This is a genomic window from Paenisporosarcina quisquiliarum (assembly GCF_043641925.1).
GTDB classification, from domain to species: domain Bacteria; phylum Bacillota; class Bacilli; order Bacillales_A; family Planococcaceae; genus Paenisporosarcina; species Paenisporosarcina quisquiliarum_A.
Window position 1 is genome coordinate 51,781 of the sequence record NZ_JBHZRU010000021.1, and the last position, 17,098, is coordinate 68,878.

Consider the following 17,098-nt stretch of genomic DNA (forward strand, 5'->3'; position numbering starts at 1 on the left):
ATACGTGCTAAACTTTGTTCATTTTAACACGTTGAACCTTAGTTTTGTATGAGCAATATCGTAGCTTGTGCCGCGATGCCTTCTCCACGCCCTGTAAAACCTAGTTTTTCAGTTGTCGTAGCTTTGACATTTACTTGAGATGGATCTGCATTTAGCAACTCCGCAATGCGATCACGCATTTGATTAATATAAGGTGCCATTTTAGGCGCTTGTGCAATGATCGTGCAATCCACATTCCCTAGTTTGTAGCCTTTTCCTTCGACGATTTTCCAAATGTACGAAAGTAATTTTGCCGAATCAGCATCCTTAAATTCCGGATCTGTATCTGGGAAATGACGTCCGATATCCCCTTCACCAATAGCTCCTAGTGCAGCATCTGTTACTGTATGTAATAAAACATCGGCATCTGAGTGACCAATTAACCCTTTTTCATAAGGAATCGTAACGCCACCTAAAATAAGTGGTCGATTTTTCGCAAATTCATGAACATCAAACCCTTGTCCAACTCGAAACATTTAGTTTTCCTCCTGTTGTCTTTTTTGTAAAATCACTTCTCCAATAAGAAGATCTTCTTGTGTCGTCATTTTCACATTATCATATGTACTTTCAACGATATGGACAGGCAGCCCCATGCGTTCAACGAGCATCGACTCATCTGTACCTAAAAAGTCATCTTGCAATGCCTTCTCTTCCGCATTAGCTAAAATCTCATATTGAAAAGCTTGCGGGGTTTGAATAATCCATAATTGTTCACGGTCAACCGTCTCTTCAATCTGACCGGCTTTCACTTTTTTAATCGTATCTTTTACTTTCACACCAGCAATCGCTGCACCAGCTACACTTGCTTTATTCACAAGAGAGGTAATGACTGTTGGTTCAATAAAAGGCCGAGCCGCATCATGCACCAAAATGAGGGGAGCTCCCTTCGCAGCTTTCACGCAAGCATATACACTATGCTGTCGTTCCGATCCGCCATCCGTCATTCCTTTTATTTTGGTAATTTGAAATTGCTCAAGCATTTGTGTGATGATTTCACGTTCTTCTGGTTTTACTGCCAGCCAAATAGCGGTACAGCTCGGATCTTTTTCAAACACGCGAAGTGTATGAATCAGTATGGGTACATCACGCAAAGTTAAAAACAACTTATTTTGCCCTGCTCCCATTCTTTTCCCGCTTCCAGCAGCAGGTAATGCGACCGCGTATTCCATCCTGTCACCCCATATCATGGAAAAGGAGGCTGTCTCCATCGCCATCAATCTCCGGCGGGTGAAGTCAGCCTCGTTTCCTGTTTACTTCTTCTTCGCAAAAATCATTCGTCCAGCTGATGTTTGTAGCACACTTGTGACGACAACATCAATCGCCTGACCAATATATGATTTTCCGTCCTCAACCACAATCATCGTACCGTCATCTAAGTAAGCAACCCCTTGGTTCTGTTCCTTACCATCTTTAATAACGACGATATGCATATCTTCACCCGGAATAACGACCGGTTTCACAGCGTTTGCCAAATCATTAATATTTAACACGGGCACTTGATGAAGATCACAGACTTTATTCAAATTGAAATCGTTTGTCACGACGACCCCGCCCATCTTTTTAGCAAGGCGAACCAATTTCAAATCGACTTCTTGAATATCATCAAAATCTTCTTCTGTAATTAATACAGCAGATGCACGCTCATTTTGAAGCACTTTTAACACATCAAGACCACGGCGACCTCGAGTTCGTTTCAACGTATCCGAAGAATCCGCAATATGTTGAAGTTCCGTCAAAACAAATTGCGGAACGACCAGCACTCCTTCAATAAAACCTGTTGCGGAAATATCCGTAATACGCCCATCAATAATGACGCTCGTATCAAGCAACTTATAAGAAGCTTGCTGAAGGTCTTGAGAAGAATCGTCCCCTTTTTTCTTAGGCGTTTGCGTTTTACTAGAAGCGATCATTTGCATCATTTCATCACGCTTTTTGAAACCAACTTGGAAACCAAGATACCCCAAAACAATCGTCAACAATACAGGCAACACCGATGAAATAAACGGTAACTCAATCGCGTCGACAGCGAAATTCAATAAGAACGCCACACTCAATCCGATAATTAAGCCAAGCGTCCCAAACAGTAAATCAGCAATTGGCGCCCCTAACAAACGTTCTTCCATCCACTTCATAAACTCGATTAAATGATCCGTCAACAACAACGCTAATACATACAGTATAACGGCCCCTATAAGCACTGATACATAAGGATTGTCTAGCCACGGGTTAGAAGATAAATTAATAAGTTCGTATAATTGCGGTAATAAAAGTAACCCGAGTGTACCACCAATCAAAATAAATGTAATTTGAATAATCCACTTTAACAATAAGCCCACCTCCTGATTTTGATTATACACGTTTTCATCTGGAAACACCTTTTTGACGCGGTCGCAGTATGTAAAGTTGCATCGAAAGTTTTAGAGGATGAGGGTGAGGGTGGTTGGGGACGCCCCTGGATTTACTCGTCAACTTTGATGATTTACTCGTCACTTTTATACTTTTACTCGTCAACTTTCCACTTTTACTCGTCAAACCCGTCCCACAAGCCTAGTTTACTTGCTCGTGAGACATGTAATTTCCAGGTAAACGAAGTGCCGTACGCCTGGGATTTACTCGTCAACTTTGATGATTTACTCGTCACTTTTATACTTTTACTCGTCAACTTTCCACTTTTACTCGTCAAACCCGTCCCACAAGCCTAGTTTACTTGCTCATGAAACATGTAATACCCAAAAAGAAGCTTTCCCACTCCTTAAGAGTTTGGGAAAGCTTCTTTTAATGCGTCGTTTACGGATTCAACACCAATAACTCGGATACCTTCTGGGAAATCCCAGCCTCCTAAATTAGATGCCGGAATAATGGCTCTTTTAAAGCCAAGTTTTGCTGCTTCTTGCACGCGTTGTTCAACACGCGAAACGCGACGAACTTCTCCCGTCAAACCAACTTCGCCAATAAAACAATCGTGCGCACTTACCGCTACGTCTTTATAACTCGACACAATGGTCGTCAAGACAGCTAGGTCAATCGCTGGCTCGTCTAATTTTACGCCACCAGCTACTTTAATGTAGGCATCTTGTGTTTGCAGGAGCATGCCCATACGTTTTTCTAAAACAGCCATTAATAATTGCACTCGGTTTTGATCAAGCCCGCTTGCCATCCGTTTTGGATAATTAAAGCTAGTTGGGGTAACCAACGCTTGAATCTCAACTAGAATTGGACGTGTTCCCTCCATGGAAGCAACAACTGTTGATCCCGCAGCTCCTTGCGAGCGTTCTTGTAAAAACAATTCAGATGGATTCAGTACTTCTTTTAAGCCGCCTTGTAACATTTCAAAGATCGCAATCTCGTTAGTTGAACCAAATCTATTTTTCTGCGAGCGCAAAATACGGTATGTATGATGGCGTTCGCCTTCAAAATACAGCACCGTGTCTACCATATGCTCAAGCAACCTTGGTCCAGCAATTTGTCCTTCTTTCGTTACGTGGCCAACTAAGAAAATCGCAATATTTTTCGTTTTCGCGATGCGCATTAATTCAGCCGTACATTCTCGAACTTGAGATACACTACCTGGAGCTGAAGTTACTTCTGGGTGATGCACCGTTTGAATGGAATCGATAATGACAAATTTAGGCTCGACGCTATCAATGGCTTCATTCACCAACTCTAAATTCGTTTCGGAATAAATATAAAGTTCAGAAGAGGTTACGCCTAATCGTTCTGCACGCAATTTCGTTTGACGGACTGATTCTTCACCAGACATGTATAGGACACGCTGGCCTTTATTCGCCAGTAACGCAGATACTTGTAGCAATAAAGTCGATTTCCCGATGCCGGGATCTCCCCCGATTAAGACAAGTGAACCTGGCACAATTCCGCCGCCAAGTACACGGTTCAACTCGTTTAAATCTGTGTCAACTCGTGGTTCTTCTGCAATTTCAATCGCTGTAATCGGTGTGGCTTTTTGTGCGGTACTTTCAGAGTGTTGGAATGTACGACGCGGGCCTTTGGTAACTACTTCAATCTCTTCCACCATGGTGTTCCATTCACCACAACCAGGGCAACGTCCCATCCATTTCGCCGACTCATATCCACATGAATTACACATAAATTTCGTTTTACGTTTTGCCATAGTTCCTCCTATGTAGAAAAAAGAGCATCCCGAACAGCTTGCCGGAATGCTCCTATTGATTTACTTCGTTACAGATGCTTTCGTACGAACGACGAATTCATCATTTTCAACATCAAAGACAACGTTTTGTCCTGTTAAAACTGTACCTTTTAACAGCTCTTCAGACAAGCGATCTTCAACATGTTTTTGAAGTGCACGACGTAGAGGACGAGCTCCGTACTCTGGATCGTAGCCTTCTTTGGTGATTTTTTCTTGTGCCGCTTCTGTCAACTCAAGCTCAATTTCTTGTTCTTGCAAGCGTTTTGTTAAAGTAGCCGTCATCAAAGTAACGATTTCTTTTAAGTGTTCTTTTTCTAATGAATGGAACACGATCATCTCATCTACACGGTTTAAGAACTCAGGACGGAAGGCTTTTTTCAACTCTTCAAGCATTTTGCCCTTCATGTCTTTGTATTGTTGTTCGCCATCTTGTAGGTTAAATCCAACATATTTGTTTTTCTTTAAGTTTTCAGCACCTACGTTAGATGTCATGATCACTACCGTGTTTCGGAAGTCGACTGTGCGACCTTTCGAATCTGTTAGGCGACCATCTTCTAATACTTGCAACAAAATATTGAATACGTCTGGATGTGCTTTTTCAATCTCATCCAACAAAATAACTGAGTAAGGTTTACGACGAACTTTTTCAGTTAACTGTCCGCCATCTTCGAATCCAACGTACCCTGGAGGTGAACCAACAAGACGTGAAGTCGAGTGTTTTTCCATGTACTCAGACATATCCACGCGAATCATGGCATCTTCATCACCAAACATACTCTCTGCTAGAGCACGAGCAAGTTCCGTTTTACCAACACCAGTTGGCCCTAGGAAAATGAATGACCCAATCGGACGTTTTGGATCTTTCAATCCAGCACGTGCACGACGAACCGCTCTCGAAATTGCCGTAACCGCTTCAGATTGACCAATGACACGTTCATGAAGCGTTTCTTCTAATTTTAACAGTTTGTCAGACTCTGTTTGTGCAAGTTTAGAGACAGGAATCCCAGTCCACATAGAAACTACAGCTGCAATGTCTTCAACTGTTACTTCAGATTCTGCTTTTCCTTGCTCTTCTTTCCACGATTTCTTCGTGCTTTCAAGCTCTTCTTTTAGCTTTTGTTCTGTATCACGGAATGACGCTGCTTTTTCAAACTCTTGGCTTTGAACGGCAGCATTTTTCTCTGAACGAATCGCTTCAAGACGACCTTCCAGCTCTTTTAAATTTGGTGGCGTTGTATATGAACGTAAACGAACTTTTGAGCCCGCTTCGTCAATTAAATCAATAGCTTTGTCTGGTAAGAAACGATCTGAAATGTATCGATCAGACATTTTCGCTGCCGCTTCGATTGCTGCATCTGTTATTTTCACACGGTGATGTGCTTCGTAACGATCGCGAAGTCCTTTAATAATTTGAATTGACTCGTCAACAGATGGCTCATCAACTTGAATCGGTTGGAAACGACGCTCTAATGCAGCGTCTTTTTCAATGTATTTACGGTATTCATCAAGCGTTGTTGCACCAATACATTGAAGTTCGCCACGAGCTAGAGAAGGTTTTAAAATGTTTGATGCATCAATAGCACCTTCTGCTCCACCCGCTCCGATTAATGTATGAAGCTCATCGATGAATAAAATAACATTCCCTGCTTGACGAATTTCGTCCATCACTTTTTTCAAGCGATCTTCAAATTCACCACGGTATTTCGTGCCTGCTACAACTGTACCCATATCAAGTGTCATCACACGTTTTTCGCGTAAAATTTCCGGCACTTCGTTTTGAACAATTTGTTGAGCTAGACCTTCAGCAATCGCTGTTTTACCAACACCCGGCTCCCCGATTAGGACCGGATTGTTTTTCGTACGACGTGATAACACTTCAATGACACGTGTAATTTCTTTGCTGCGACCAATGACTGGGTCCAGGCTACCTTCACGTGCAATTTGTGTTAAGTCACGAGCCAGACTATCAAGTGTTGGCGTATTTGCTGCAGGATTTGAACCCCCGCTCGATTGAACGTGATCATTGCTTCCTAGCAATTGCAATACTTGTTGGCGTGCTTTATTCAAACTAACGCCTGCATTGTTTAGAACTCGAGCTGCTACTCCTTCACCTTCACGAATTAAAGCTAAAAGTAAATGCTCAGTTCCAATATAGGAGTGGCCTAATTTGCGTGATTCGTCTACAGATAACTCAATCACTTTTTTCGCTCGTGGCGTGTAATGAACGATCGGTCCAACATCACCAGTACCTACTCCAACTAATTCTTCGATTCCTTGCTCAATTACTTGAGGACTCACTTCGATTGCTTCCATTGCTTTTGCTGCAATTCCGCCACCTTCACGAATTAAACCTAATAATATATGTTCAGTTCCAATGGACTCGTGTTTCATACGAATGGCTTCTTCTTGAGCCAGTTGGAGAACTTTTTGTGCGCGTTGTGTAAATCGATTAAACATCATGGGATTCCTCTCCTTCTTGTTCTTCGTTGTTGCTACCTACTTGCAAACGTTCCCTAAACAGCTTTGCACGAAACACATCGCGTTCTTCTGCTTGTAGGGTAATGCCTGCGTATTGTTGTAAAAATCCAGGTTGCATGAAAATCATGCATTCATTCAAAATCGAAACATCGACGCCGTCTATTAACCCGAGATCGATTCCTAATCGAACGTCAGATAAGCAGCGACCCGCTTCTTCCGTGGTTATCGAGCGAGCAAAGGTAAGTACGCCGAGTGATCGGTATAATTTGTCTTCCAGCGCATTTGGTCTAGCTCGCATTAACACTTCACGTGCTTCACGTTCTTTTTGAATAATTTGTTCGGTCACACTTTGCAAATCGACTAAAATATCTTCTTCTGATTTACCAAGCGTTGTTTGATTGGAGACTTGATAGACATTTCCAAGTGCCTCACTGCCTTCCCCGTAAATCCCTCGAACGACCATCCCTAAACGCGTGATGGCGGTTACGATTCGATTCATTTGCTTCGTCATTGTTAAAGCCGGTAAATGCATCATCACGGAAGCACGGAGTCCGGTTCCCGTATTGGTTGGGCAGCTTGTTAAGTAGCCAAATTGTTCATCAAATGCGTAAGGCAATTCCTTTTCTAGCAACTCATCAATGGCATCAGCGTTTTTATACGCTTCGTTTAACTGCAATCCAGGAAATAAACACTGAATGCGTATATGATCTTCTTCATTAATCATGACACTAAATGCTTCATCGTCTGATAGTAAGACGGATCCCGCAACTTCCGAATGGGCGAGTTTTGGGCTAATTAAATGCTTTTCTACTAATACTTGTCGATTAAGATCAGACAGCTCTTTTATATTTATATACGAAAAGTTCGACTCAAGTTCCGCTCCTGCATCAAGTAATACGGATGAGACAGCTTGATCAACTTGCAGTGCTTCATTTTCAGAAAATGAAAGCGGAAAACGATAGCCCGTTAAATTACGTGCTAAGCGTACCCTTGTGCTCATGACGATGTCTGAGTGACCACCTTGCCCGGCCATCCAACTGGAAACCGAGTTTTCAAGAAAACGTTCAATTGACATTGCGTTGATCACCTCCCGATTGAAGCTGTTCTTCTAGCGAACGCGCTTCATCTCGTAAACGAGCGGCTTCTTCGAAATTCTCTTCTTCAATCGCCGATTTCATATGAAGACGAATTGTTTCAATTTGTTTTTTGAGTTGAAGCGTTTGGCCAAATGCACCAGGTGATTTCCCGACATGTTTCACATTGCCGTTGTGCAAACGTTTAAAGACATCTGGTAATTGTTCATGAAAGCTTTCATAGCATGTGGCACAACCGAATTTACCTTGATTTAAAAATTGACGGAAGGTCCACCCACAAGATGTACAAGCTTGTACTTTCGGTTTTGGCTGTTGTTGAACGTGTGCATTTTCTTGAACACCAAACCAATTGGATAACAATTGGTGAAGCGAAAGTGGATCTTGTTGGAAATCCATTTGAAACGGGTGAAGACTTTGGGCACATACTTCACAAAGATTTCGTTGCACCTGTTCCCCGTTTTGAACTTGTTTAACCGTTACTTTTACTGGTCGTTGATTGCAATTTTCACAAATCATTTCAAGTCGCCTCACTTTGCCTGTTCATACTTGAGTGTCAAAAGCATCGCGTGTAAGATACGCGACCTAATGTCATCACGCATTGGCAATGGTAAATTCAATGTGGTTCGGTCCAGCGCAGCCAACATCATCTTGGCTTCTCGCTTGGTGACAACATCTTCATCAATCAACCGAAACACAATATCCTCTGTCATTGTCTGGGATGCCCCATGCTGCAAACTTTTCATAATACCTTCTATTAAAGCCACTTTCGTATGAGCACGAACTCGTACGATGCGAATATAGCCACCTCCACCACGCTTACTTTCCACTAAATACCCGCGGTCCGCTGTAAAACGCGTGTTGATGACATAATTTATTTGCGAAGGTACACATTGAAATTGTTCCGCAATTTCACTGCGCTTAATCTCAACATGCCCTTTATCATCTAATTCGATAACTTTCTTCAAATACCCTTCAATAATATCCGATATATTGCGCATGCAATCACCCCCTAACACCTGACTTTGACTATCTTTGACTTTATTATATAAGAGGGGGTGGGGAGTGTGCAATTTTTATGCATTGAGGGGTGGGGCATTGGTGTGCCTGCGCTGATTTACTCGTCACTTTTTGTGTTTTACTCGTCAACTTTTTCATTTTACTCGTCACTTTTGTAACTTTACTCGTCAACTTTCACTATTTACTCGTCAAAGTAGTCTCATAACCCAAGTTAACTTGTATTAAAACCTAACCTCATATATCACGAGGAATGACATACGTTCGATTTTTAAAAGTCCCATCCACGAACAAATTAGACTTCTGAAGCATTCTTGAAGCAGTCGATACTGACTTTATTCCAGAGAACTTCATCCACTCTTTTGTTGTCACTTTATGACTAAACAATGATCTGTATTCTTTCAGAGCCTGTCTATGCTCTTCTGCATTTTTATAATTACATTGGTTGCAACGCCAAAATTTATTCCGATAGATCAATACTTTATTTATACACTGTGGGCACAAAACACCTTGCAAAATTTCCGTGTTAATTTTAGATAATATGTGGGAAGGTTTATAGGGATTTAATTCAAATTCGTGTTGAGTGAAAAGGAGTTGAATTCTGCGGGGTTCAAATTTGGGGTATAGATGATCCGCATACATTAGATGTAGGCTTTCTAATGTTTGGTGTAATCCAGATACATGAATAGCAGACTTTTTTGAGAATGGTTTCTCTAAAACGGATGATGGATTTGAAAATACGATCAAGCCATGGACTGGCATTGGGATATTATGAAAGGACAAGAATTTTCGAACAAAACGTTCACTTCTCAACAGTTGATCTTCCGGATTGCGCATCCCTTCTACCGGACCATTGTCCCGTTGGCGGGTAATTTGATGAAGTTGGTTATCCAATTTTATTATGCCTGGGAGGTTCTTCACTTCAATAATTAATAAAAATTTTTCGTGAATAATGAATGTATCTATTTGTGCGTAGGAAGTTGAATTCCCAACGATTAAACCTTTCATTAATATATAGGATGTAAAGAAGTCACTCTCTTCTATCTCTCTATCTACTCTTAGTTCACCTGCGTAACCTCCACCTTCTTTTCTCAGTGTTTCTTGCAGCGTATTCTTAATTGTGCTCACATTTACTAGTCGTCTTTCCAACGCTTCATAAAACAAATACTTCTCCGATTTTCTTCTTATAAGATTCAATAGTCCCTCCAATTAATATGACTTAATTTGAATATAATTAAGTCTCTTATATAAATCAAGAATATTCAGATTTTATTCCATATGAAAAGTGCCACCCCTAAAAAGCGGGTGGCACACAATCTTTATAAAAGCAGATATGCAATTGGGGTAACGATGATCAGCGTGAGAATCACGCGTTGAACCCATATAACGAGTAATTTTGGAATTGAGACAGGGATTTCAGTAGACACGATACATGGTACGACTGCTGAGAAGAATATGATTGAGGATACAGATACGACCCCAATAACGAACTTCACAATAATCCCTGATTCTACAACGAGTAACGCTGGTAAGAACATTTCAGCGATACCTAGTGCACTTGCTTTAGCAACAAGCATTGGTTCAGGGAGCTGCAAGACATACGTAAATGGATAGAAAATGTAGCCTAACCAATCAAATACCGGTGTGAATTCAGCGAGTACTAATCCTAATAATCCGATGGATAGAATTGACGGTAAAATGGCCATCGCCATTAATAAACCATCTCGGAAATTATCCCAGATGTTTTTCCCTAAACTAGGTGTTTGCCTAACTGTTTCTTGCGCTTCATTCCAAGCTGCTGAAAGGCGACTGCCTTCAGGATTTGCTTCAGGTTGAGGCACACTGCCTTCGTAATAATCGTCTTTGATGCGATTTAATGGCCAAATACGAGTTGTAATCGCGGTTACGATGAATGTGACCACCAGCGTGACCCAGAAGTACATATTCCACATATCCATTAAACCAAGCGTTTTCGCAACAATTACCATAAACGTAGCGGATACAGTTGAGAAACCAGTAGCAATAATGGCTGCTTCACGAGCAGAGTATTTCCCCTCTTTGTACACGCGATTCGTAATCAGTAATCCCAATGAATACGAACCTACGAATGAGGCTACCGCATCAATCGCCGAACGACCAGGCGTTTTCCAAAGTGGACGCATAATTGGTTGCATCAATACGCCAATAAATTCAAGTAATCCGTACCCTACGAGTAAAGCTAAGAACACGGCTCCAATCGGTACTAATAAACCGACAGATATCACTAATTTATCGAATAAAAACGGTCCCATACTCGGGTCAAATAACCATGCAGGTCCGAATCCAAAAACAATCATAATCCCAACAATAAGTCCGATTACTTTAAAGAACGAAAACGCGATATCCACATTTGATTTCTTCCAAGTTCCTGATACAAACGGATACACCGCTCCTGCTAAAATCAACAATAGTGCGTAATAAGGTAACACCCCTGTTACGTTCGTTTGAATCCATGTGACAATATGGTCGAGCATAATGGAATTCTTTTCGCCGATTGTGACAGGTACGAAAAACATAAATGCACCGATAAAACTGTAGACGAAAAACTTCCACATAGGAGCTTTAGACTCCACCTTTATACTTGAACTTTCCCCCACTTGTTGCATATTATTTCCCCCTTTGTGAAATAACTCTCCCCGTAACAAACTCCAACCATGCGTATACGCCGGTTTTCACAGTTGCACTCGTCGCCACATCGCGTGATGGGTCGAGGCAAACGAAGTCGATGTGACGGACAGATTCATGCTGGCCAATCAACAACAAACTCGTGAATAATTCTTCCGCATTCATGCCGCCTGGTGTAGACGCTGGAACGCCTGGTGCAACTGCGATATCCAGCACGTCCATATCAATCGTGACATAGACCCGGTCGACTTTTTCGGCTAATAAAGCCAGGTCGTTCATGACGCATTGAGCCACCCCTAGCTCACGCGCTTTACGTAACGTCACCATTCGAATGCCATGTTCTTTTGCATAAGCCACGAGTGGTGCCGCATTAAAGTAGCCGTGCAATCCGATGTTGACGACATCTTCACCTCGCACGATGCCCCCGTCAATTAATTGACGAATCGGCGTACCGTTTGCTGGCCCTAATTCTGCAGGATCTCGGACATCTAAATGCGTATCTAACTGTAAAATACCAATTCGTTCAGCCGGGAAGGCTTTATTGACCCCACGAACTGCACATGCTGTAACACTGTGATCTCCACCAATGAGGCAGGTCGTAGCATCCGTGTACTTGGCGACTAACTCACGGGTCGTTTCTTCAATACGTTGGTGCGACAGCAAAATGTCCGTCGTGTGCATCGCGATATCTCCTGCATCTGCTACCAAATATGACGATAAATCGACGTCTTCATCTAAATTGTAGGTCGCAAATCCCTTCCAGAGCTTGCGGAATTCCAATGGGTATAACGAAGCGCCGGATACGCTGATGGATGATCTTGATATTGGTGCTCCGTATAACACCATATTCGGCGACTTGTCCGACAACGGTTTCACCCATTGATGGACAAAGTCGCCTTCACTATCGCGCCAAGACCATTCGGGTTGTTGTAAATGCTTCATTTAACCCACCACCTGAACGCCTTTTTTCCATACCGATTGAACGTGATTTACGCCGAATAAGTATTGAAGCTCTTGGTAATTTGAAATATGCCACATGACGATATCTGCTTGTTTGCCGACTTCGATTGAGCCCACTTTTTCTTCCATGCCAATGGCACATGCACCGTTCATTGTTGCTGCCACGAGTGCTTCTGCTGGAGTTAGACGCATGGAAATACACGCTAAATTCATAACCAGTGGCATCGATGTTGTTGGAGATGATCCAGGATTACAATCGGTCGAAATCGCCACTGCAACTCCGGCATCAATCATCGCACGACCTTGAGCCGCTTCTTCACGTAAGTACAAAGCTGTCGCTGGTAACAAACACGCGATAACGCCCGCTTCCGCCATTAAACGAACGCCTTCGTCTGACGCTTTCAGCAAATGCTCTGCAGAAATCGCGCCGACTTTCGCAGCAAGTTCTGCACCACCGTAGGATTCGATTTCATCAGCATGTATTTTAGGAACTAACCCAAGTTCTTTTCCTGCCAATAAAATACGTTCCGACTGCTCAGGCGTAAACACGCCCACTTCGCAAAAGACATCATTGAATACTGCCAGTTCCTCATCCGCTACTTTCGGAAGCATGTCATTCACCAGTACATCAATATATTCATCTTCCCGACCTTTATATTCGCGCGGGACTGCATGCCCACCCATAAATGTTGGAATTAAATCAATCGGATGGGTTTCATTTAATCGCTTCATGACTCGAAGTTGTTTAATCTCCGTTTCTAAATCCAAGCCATAACCACTTTTTCCTTCTACAGTGGTTACACCATGTGCTAAAAATGAGTCAAGACGTCGTGTCGTTTGTTCGATCAATTCATCTTCCGTCGCTTCGCGAGTCATACGAGTGGTAGCGTGAATACCACCACCCGCATTCATAATATCCATATACGTTGCACCTTCTAAACGCATTTCAAATTCGCGTTCACGGCTTCCGCCATACGCAACATGCGTATGCGGGTCAACTAAACCTGGCGTTACTAATCGACCAGTAGCATCCACTATATTCGCTTCACTCGCACGCTCTCCATATATACGCTCCAGTTCAGCAGTTGAACCGACGGCCATAATCTTACCGTTCTCTATCCACAAACTGCCGTTTTCAATTACCCCTAAATCGGACATCGCTTCGCGAGTACGTGGTTTATTGGCACCAGAAATCGTTGCAAGTTGAGCTGCGTTTTTAATCCAAATTGGTTTCATTATTTCTCACCCTTTAACATTGGAATATTAACCCCTTTTTCGCGTGCTGTGTCGATGGCTAAATCGTACCCAGCATCTACGTGGCGGACAATTCCCATTCCTGGATCCGTCGTCAAGACGCGCTCTAAACGAGCTTCTGCTTCTTTCGTTCCATCAGCTAAAATAACCATACCTGCGTGAATGGAATAGCCCATTCCAACGCCACCGCCGTGATGAACTGACACCCATGTCGCACCACCTACAGCGTTCACCATCGCATTCAAAATTGGCCAGTCAGCAACCGCGTCCGATCCATCTTTCATCGCTTCTGTTTCACGGTTTGGCGATGCTACAGAACCTGAATCTAAGTGATCACGACCGATAACGATTGGTGCACTTAATTCCCCACTTGCGACCATGTCGTTAATGATTTTCCCGAAACGAGCACGCTCGCCGTATCCTAACCAACAAATACGAGAAGGGAGTCCTTGAAATTGAATTTTCTCTTGCGCCATTTTAATCCAGTTACATAAATGGGTATTGTAACTAAATTTACGTAAAATCACTTCGTCCGTTTTACGAATATCTTCAGGGTCACCAGATAGCGCTACCCAGCGGAAAGGTCCTTTTCCTTCGCAGAATTGTGGACGGATGTATGCTGGAACAAACCCAGGGAAATCGAATGCGCGTTCAACACCTTCGTCTTTTGCCACTTGGCGAATATTGTTTCCGTAGTCAAACGTAATCGCACCTTTGTCCATCATCTCAACCATTGCAGACACGTGAGTTGCCATAGAAGCTTTCGAAAGCTTTACATATTCCGCTGGGTTTTCCGAACGAAGTTTTGCCGCCTCCTCTAGTGAGTAACCAGCTGGCACATAGCCATTCAATGGATCATGCGCAGACGTTTGGTCGGTTAACACATCAGGAATAAACCCGCGTGCAATCATTGCTGGTAAAATTTCTGCCGCATTTCCAAGCAAACCAATCGATAGCGCTTTCCCTTCCGTTTTCGCCTCTTCAGCTAAACGAATCGCTTCATCAAGTGAATCTGTTTTCACATCCGTATAACGGGTTTCAATACGTCGATCGATCCGCGTTTCATCTACTTCAATTCCGATACATACGCCGCCAGCCATTGTAACAGCTAGTGGTTGAGCACCACCCATTCCACCAAGACCGGCTGTTAATGTGATTGTTCCTTTTAATGATTCGCCGAAATGTTGCTTTGCAAGTTCTGCAAACGTTTCATACGTTCCTTGAACAATCCCTTGAGAACCAATGTAAATCCAGCTTCCTGCCGTCATTTGGCCGTACATCATTAAGCCCTTCTTATCTAACTCGTGGAAAGTCTCCCAGTTTGCATAAGCAGGCACAAGATTTGAATTCGCAATTAACACACGTGGTGCATCTGTATGTGTTTTAAAAATCGCCACTGGTTTTCCAGATTGCACAAGCAACGTTTCGTCGTTTTCTAATTCTTTTAATGAACGCACGATTGCATCGTAGCTCTCCCAGTTACGTGCTGCTTTACCGATTCCGCCATATACCACTAAGTCATCTGGATGCTCTGCCACATCTGGATGTAAATTATTGCTTAACATGCGCAGTGCCGCTTCTTGTTGCCATCCTTTTGTATTTAGTTCCGTACCTTTATATTGGACTACTCGTTCTGATGCTTTAATTTTCATAATGGTCCGCCTCCTCTTATCAATACTTCTATTTTATATTGAAAGTTCTGATAATTGTTTATAAATTAATGCTGATTTTATGTTTTAGTGTAAAAATTAATAGAAATTTAAATGATTTTATGTTTTATTTCAATAAAACCTATGGAATTGATACTACTTTAAATTAAGATTTCCGTTTCAGACGGACGCGTTCCGCGGGCATGGCCTCAGTCTCCTCATCACTTCGTTCTTCCGGGGCCTTCAGCTCATGCTATTCCCGCAGGAGTCGCCGTCTTCCACTTCAATCCGTCTCAAAATAAAAATTCTAAAACTTTAAACAAAAAATTAGATTGTAAAAATCGCTTTTTCTAACCTTAAATCCGATCGGGCTTATTGGCCAACGTCTGTATTTCTATTAAATTAATGAAATGTTGCTTATAAAAACAACTTTCGTTGCGTACACTTCTAGAATAAGGAAGTTGATATTGCGTGAGGGAAGGAGATTATTATGATAGCTTTCATTAAAACCAATAAAATAGAGTTATTGATGTGGGTACTGGTACTGCTAGCTACTTCAGGTTTCGGGGTATTTGTTTTTTCACATGTATATGGAATGTTTAATGTATTGATCACTGTCAGTCTATGTATTTTAGCCATTGTTGGGCTCGTCATCTTATTTGAAGTGCATTTAAAACATCGAATCCAGCACTTCTTCAAAACACAAGTCACCATTCAAAATATGCGAAAGCTAACTGAGCAAACAGTCCGTTTTACAAAGAAATGGGGCAATTTTAAGATTCTCTTTCAAAATAGCAGATTGAAGATGAGTGCTTTAAAGTTAAAAAGATGAATTGCATCATAAGGGTGACTCTTCAGGGGTGCATAACTTAAAAACTCAACACAATAGGACTATCAATTCTCATATGGATTGGCAGTCCTTTTATTATTGATATATAGGTATTCTTGATCTAATATAACCATTTTTAACTCATTATTTAGCAGGCTATTTGGTCGCACTAAAATGGAACTCGTAATAGTGCTAATCAGTTTGCTAATTGATATGTTAAAAGAACCTCCAAACAGCATCAATTTTTATTAACTGAAAACTTTAATTTTTTCAGGGTGAAATGTAAAGTATTGGTATAATAAATAAGAGGATTATTTCTTATTCAACTAACACGGCAGTTTAGTTCAATAAAGTGAAACCTTGTTTAGTTGATTTTCGGATGAAGAACATTGGAGGAATTAAATGAAAAAAGTTTATTTATTTTTAGCTGTATTCTTTATTTCCTTTTTATTGATTTCTTGTAATGAGCAGACAATTAAAAAACACAAAGAAATTATCACTAAAGAAAACCCTACTGTTGCAGATATATTATTAGATAATACCAATGCAGATATTTTACTGTTAAATGGAATCGTATATAAAAATGCGGTAGATATTGACTGGGTTAACGAAGAGGACCTAACTTTAGGCAAAGAAGTAGCAGTAATTAAGAAACAAACTAAAGATGCGGAAAAATTTACGGATGGTGTTGCCACCAAACTAACAGTCGGAACTAAAATATACGAATCCATTGGAAATGGAAATATCTATATTGCAGTAGTTAAAGGGAAAGAAATGCGTTATTTAGGTTTAATTGAAGGCTAATCCTTCCTTCACTAACGGGTGCTTCACTTCAATTAGAGGTAAAGCCTTGTGCTTGTTGAACTAACGCAGCAGTTTAGTTGAAGAAGAGTAACATACGTTATAGTGAAATTCAGAAAAACGGAGGTAGAACGTTGAAAAAAAACAG

At 41.7% G+C, this 17,098-nt stretch carries 15 protein-coding genes; 2 read left to right on the top strand and 13 right to left on the bottom strand.

What is annotated here, in order from left to right:
- Positions 1-38 precede the first annotated feature (38 nt).
- From ispF to hutU, 13 genes are all read right to left on the bottom strand, one after another.
- On the bottom strand, positions 39-515 hold the full coding sequence (ispF, locus tag ACHUE4_RS14500) for a 2-C-methyl-D-erythritol 2,4-cyclodiphosphate synthase (RefSeq protein ID WP_394191285.1): 477 nt from the start codon (positions 513-515) through the stop codon (positions 39-41).
- Positions 516-1,208, bottom strand: a complete 693-nt coding sequence (gene ispD, locus ACHUE4_RS14505) for a 2-C-methyl-D-erythritol 4-phosphate cytidylyltransferase (RefSeq protein ID WP_394191287.1) — start codon at positions 1,206-1,208, stop codon at positions 516-518.
- 81 nt (positions 1,209-1,289) lie between these two features.
- Positions 1,290-2,366, bottom strand: a complete 1,077-nt coding sequence (locus ACHUE4_RS14510; RefSeq protein WP_394191289.1) for a PIN/TRAM domain-containing protein — start codon at positions 2,364-2,366, stop codon at positions 1,290-1,292.
- A gap of 425 nt (positions 2,367-2,791) precedes the next feature.
- Positions 2,792-4,168 (bottom strand): DNA repair protein RadA, encoded by a 1,377-nt coding sequence (gene radA / locus ACHUE4_RS14515; RefSeq protein ID WP_394191291.1) that lies wholly within the window; start codon positions 4,166-4,168, stop codon positions 2,792-2,794.
- A gap of 60 nt (positions 4,169-4,228) precedes the next feature.
- A complete protein-coding gene (gene clpC / locus ACHUE4_RS14520) occupies positions 4,229-6,667 on the bottom strand; it encodes an ATP-dependent protease ATP-binding subunit ClpC (protein WP_394191293.1) in 2,439 nt (812 codons plus the stop codon).
- On the bottom strand, positions 6,657-7,760 hold the full coding sequence (locus tag ACHUE4_RS14525; protein WP_394191295.1) for a protein arginine kinase: 1,104 nt from the start codon (positions 7,758-7,760) through the stop codon (positions 6,657-6,659). The genes clpC and ACHUE4_RS14525 overlap by 11 nt, the downstream gene beginning before the upstream one ends.
- Positions 7,750-8,295: a UvrB/UvrC motif-containing protein gene (locus ACHUE4_RS14530; protein ID WP_394191297.1), complete on the bottom strand. Its 546-nt coding sequence runs from the start codon at positions 8,293-8,295 to the stop codon at positions 7,750-7,752. The genes ACHUE4_RS14525 and ACHUE4_RS14530 overlap by 11 nt, the downstream gene beginning before the upstream one ends.
- An 11-nt stretch (positions 8,296-8,306) precedes the next feature.
- On the bottom strand, positions 8,307-8,777 hold the full coding sequence (locus ACHUE4_RS14535) for a CtsR family transcriptional regulator (protein ID WP_394191299.1): 471 nt from the start codon (positions 8,775-8,777) through the stop codon (positions 8,307-8,309).
- Positions 8,778-9,030: 253 nt separating this feature from the next.
- On the bottom strand, positions 9,031-9,990 hold the full coding sequence (locus tag ACHUE4_RS14540) for a nuclease-related domain-containing protein (protein WP_394191301.1): 960 nt from the start codon (positions 9,988-9,990) through the stop codon (positions 9,031-9,033).
- A 122-nt stretch (positions 9,991-10,112) separates the two neighbouring features.
- On the bottom strand, positions 10,113-11,438 hold the full coding sequence (locus ACHUE4_RS14545; protein WP_394191302.1) for a YjiH family protein: 1,326 nt from the start codon (positions 11,436-11,438) through the stop codon (positions 10,113-10,115).
- A gap of 1 nt (position 11,439) precedes the next feature.
- Positions 11,440-12,399: an agmatinase family protein gene (locus ACHUE4_RS14550; RefSeq protein WP_394191304.1), complete on the bottom strand. Its 960-nt coding sequence runs from the start codon at positions 12,397-12,399 to the stop codon at positions 11,440-11,442.
- Positions 12,400-13,653, bottom strand: a complete 1,254-nt coding sequence (gene hutI, locus ACHUE4_RS14555) for an imidazolonepropionase (RefSeq protein ID WP_394191306.1) — start codon at positions 13,651-13,653, stop codon at positions 12,400-12,402.
- On the bottom strand, positions 13,653-15,323 hold the full coding sequence (gene hutU, locus ACHUE4_RS14560; protein ID WP_394191308.1) for a urocanate hydratase: 1,671 nt from the start codon (positions 15,321-15,323) through the stop codon (positions 13,653-13,655). Before hutU ends, hutI begins: the two co-directional genes overlap by 1 nt.
- Positions 15,324-15,810: 487 nt before the next feature.
- On the opposite strand from hutU, the gene ACHUE4_RS14565 reads away from it, so the two are divergent.
- A complete protein-coding gene (locus ACHUE4_RS14565; protein ID WP_394191310.1) occupies positions 15,811-16,152 on the top strand; it encodes a hypothetical protein in 342 nt (113 codons plus the stop codon).
- Between the two features lie 399 nt (positions 16,153-16,551).
- A complete protein-coding gene (locus tag ACHUE4_RS14570) occupies positions 16,552-16,953 on the top strand; it encodes a hypothetical protein (protein WP_394191312.1) in 402 nt (133 codons plus the stop codon).
- Positions 16,954-17,098: the final 145 nt, after the last annotated feature.

Coding starts and splice junctions, on each gene's coding strand:
- ispF (WP_394191285.1), bottom strand. CDS start 515: ATGTTTCGAGTTGGACAAGGGTTTGATGTTCATGAATTTGCGAAAAAT.
- ispD (WP_394191287.1), bottom strand. CDS start 1,208: ATGGAATACGCGGTCGCATTACCTGCTGCTGGAAGCGGGAAAAGAATG.
- radA (WP_394191291.1), bottom strand. CDS start 4,168: ATGGCAAAACGTAAAACGAAATTTATGTGTAATTCATGTGGATATGAG.
- clpC (WP_394191293.1), bottom strand. CDS start 6,667: ATGATGTTTAATCGATTTACACAACGCGCACAAAAAGTTCTCCAACTG.
- ACHUE4_RS14525 (WP_394191295.1), bottom strand. CDS start 7,760: ATGTCAATTGAACGTTTTCTTGAAAACTCGGTTTCCAGTTGGATGGCC.
- ACHUE4_RS14530 (WP_394191297.1), bottom strand. CDS start 8,295: ATGATTTGTGAAAATTGCAATCAACGACCAGTAAAAGTAACGGTTAAA.
- ACHUE4_RS14535 (WP_394191299.1), bottom strand. CDS start 8,777: ATGCGCAATATATCGGATATTATTGAAGGGTATTTGAAGAAAGTTATC.
- ACHUE4_RS14545 (WP_394191302.1), bottom strand. CDS start 11,438: ATGCAACAAGTGGGGGAAAGTTCAAGTATAAAGGTGGAGTCTAAAGCT.
- ACHUE4_RS14550 (WP_394191304.1), bottom strand. CDS start 12,399: ATGAAGCATTTACAACAACCCGAATGGTCTTGGCGCGATAGTGAAGGC.
- hutI (WP_394191306.1), bottom strand. CDS start 13,653: ATGAAACCAATTTGGATTAAAAACGCAGCTCAACTTGCAACGATTTCT.
- hutU (WP_394191308.1), bottom strand. CDS start 15,323: ATGAAAATTAAAGCATCAGAACGAGTAGTCCAATATAAAGGTACGGAA.
- ACHUE4_RS14565 (WP_394191310.1), top strand. CDS start 15,811: ATGATAGCTTTCATTAAAACCAATAAAATAGAGTTATTGATGTGGGTA.
- ACHUE4_RS14570 (WP_394191312.1), top strand. CDS start 16,552: ATGAAAAAAGTTTATTTATTTTTAGCTGTATTCTTTATTTCCTTTTTA.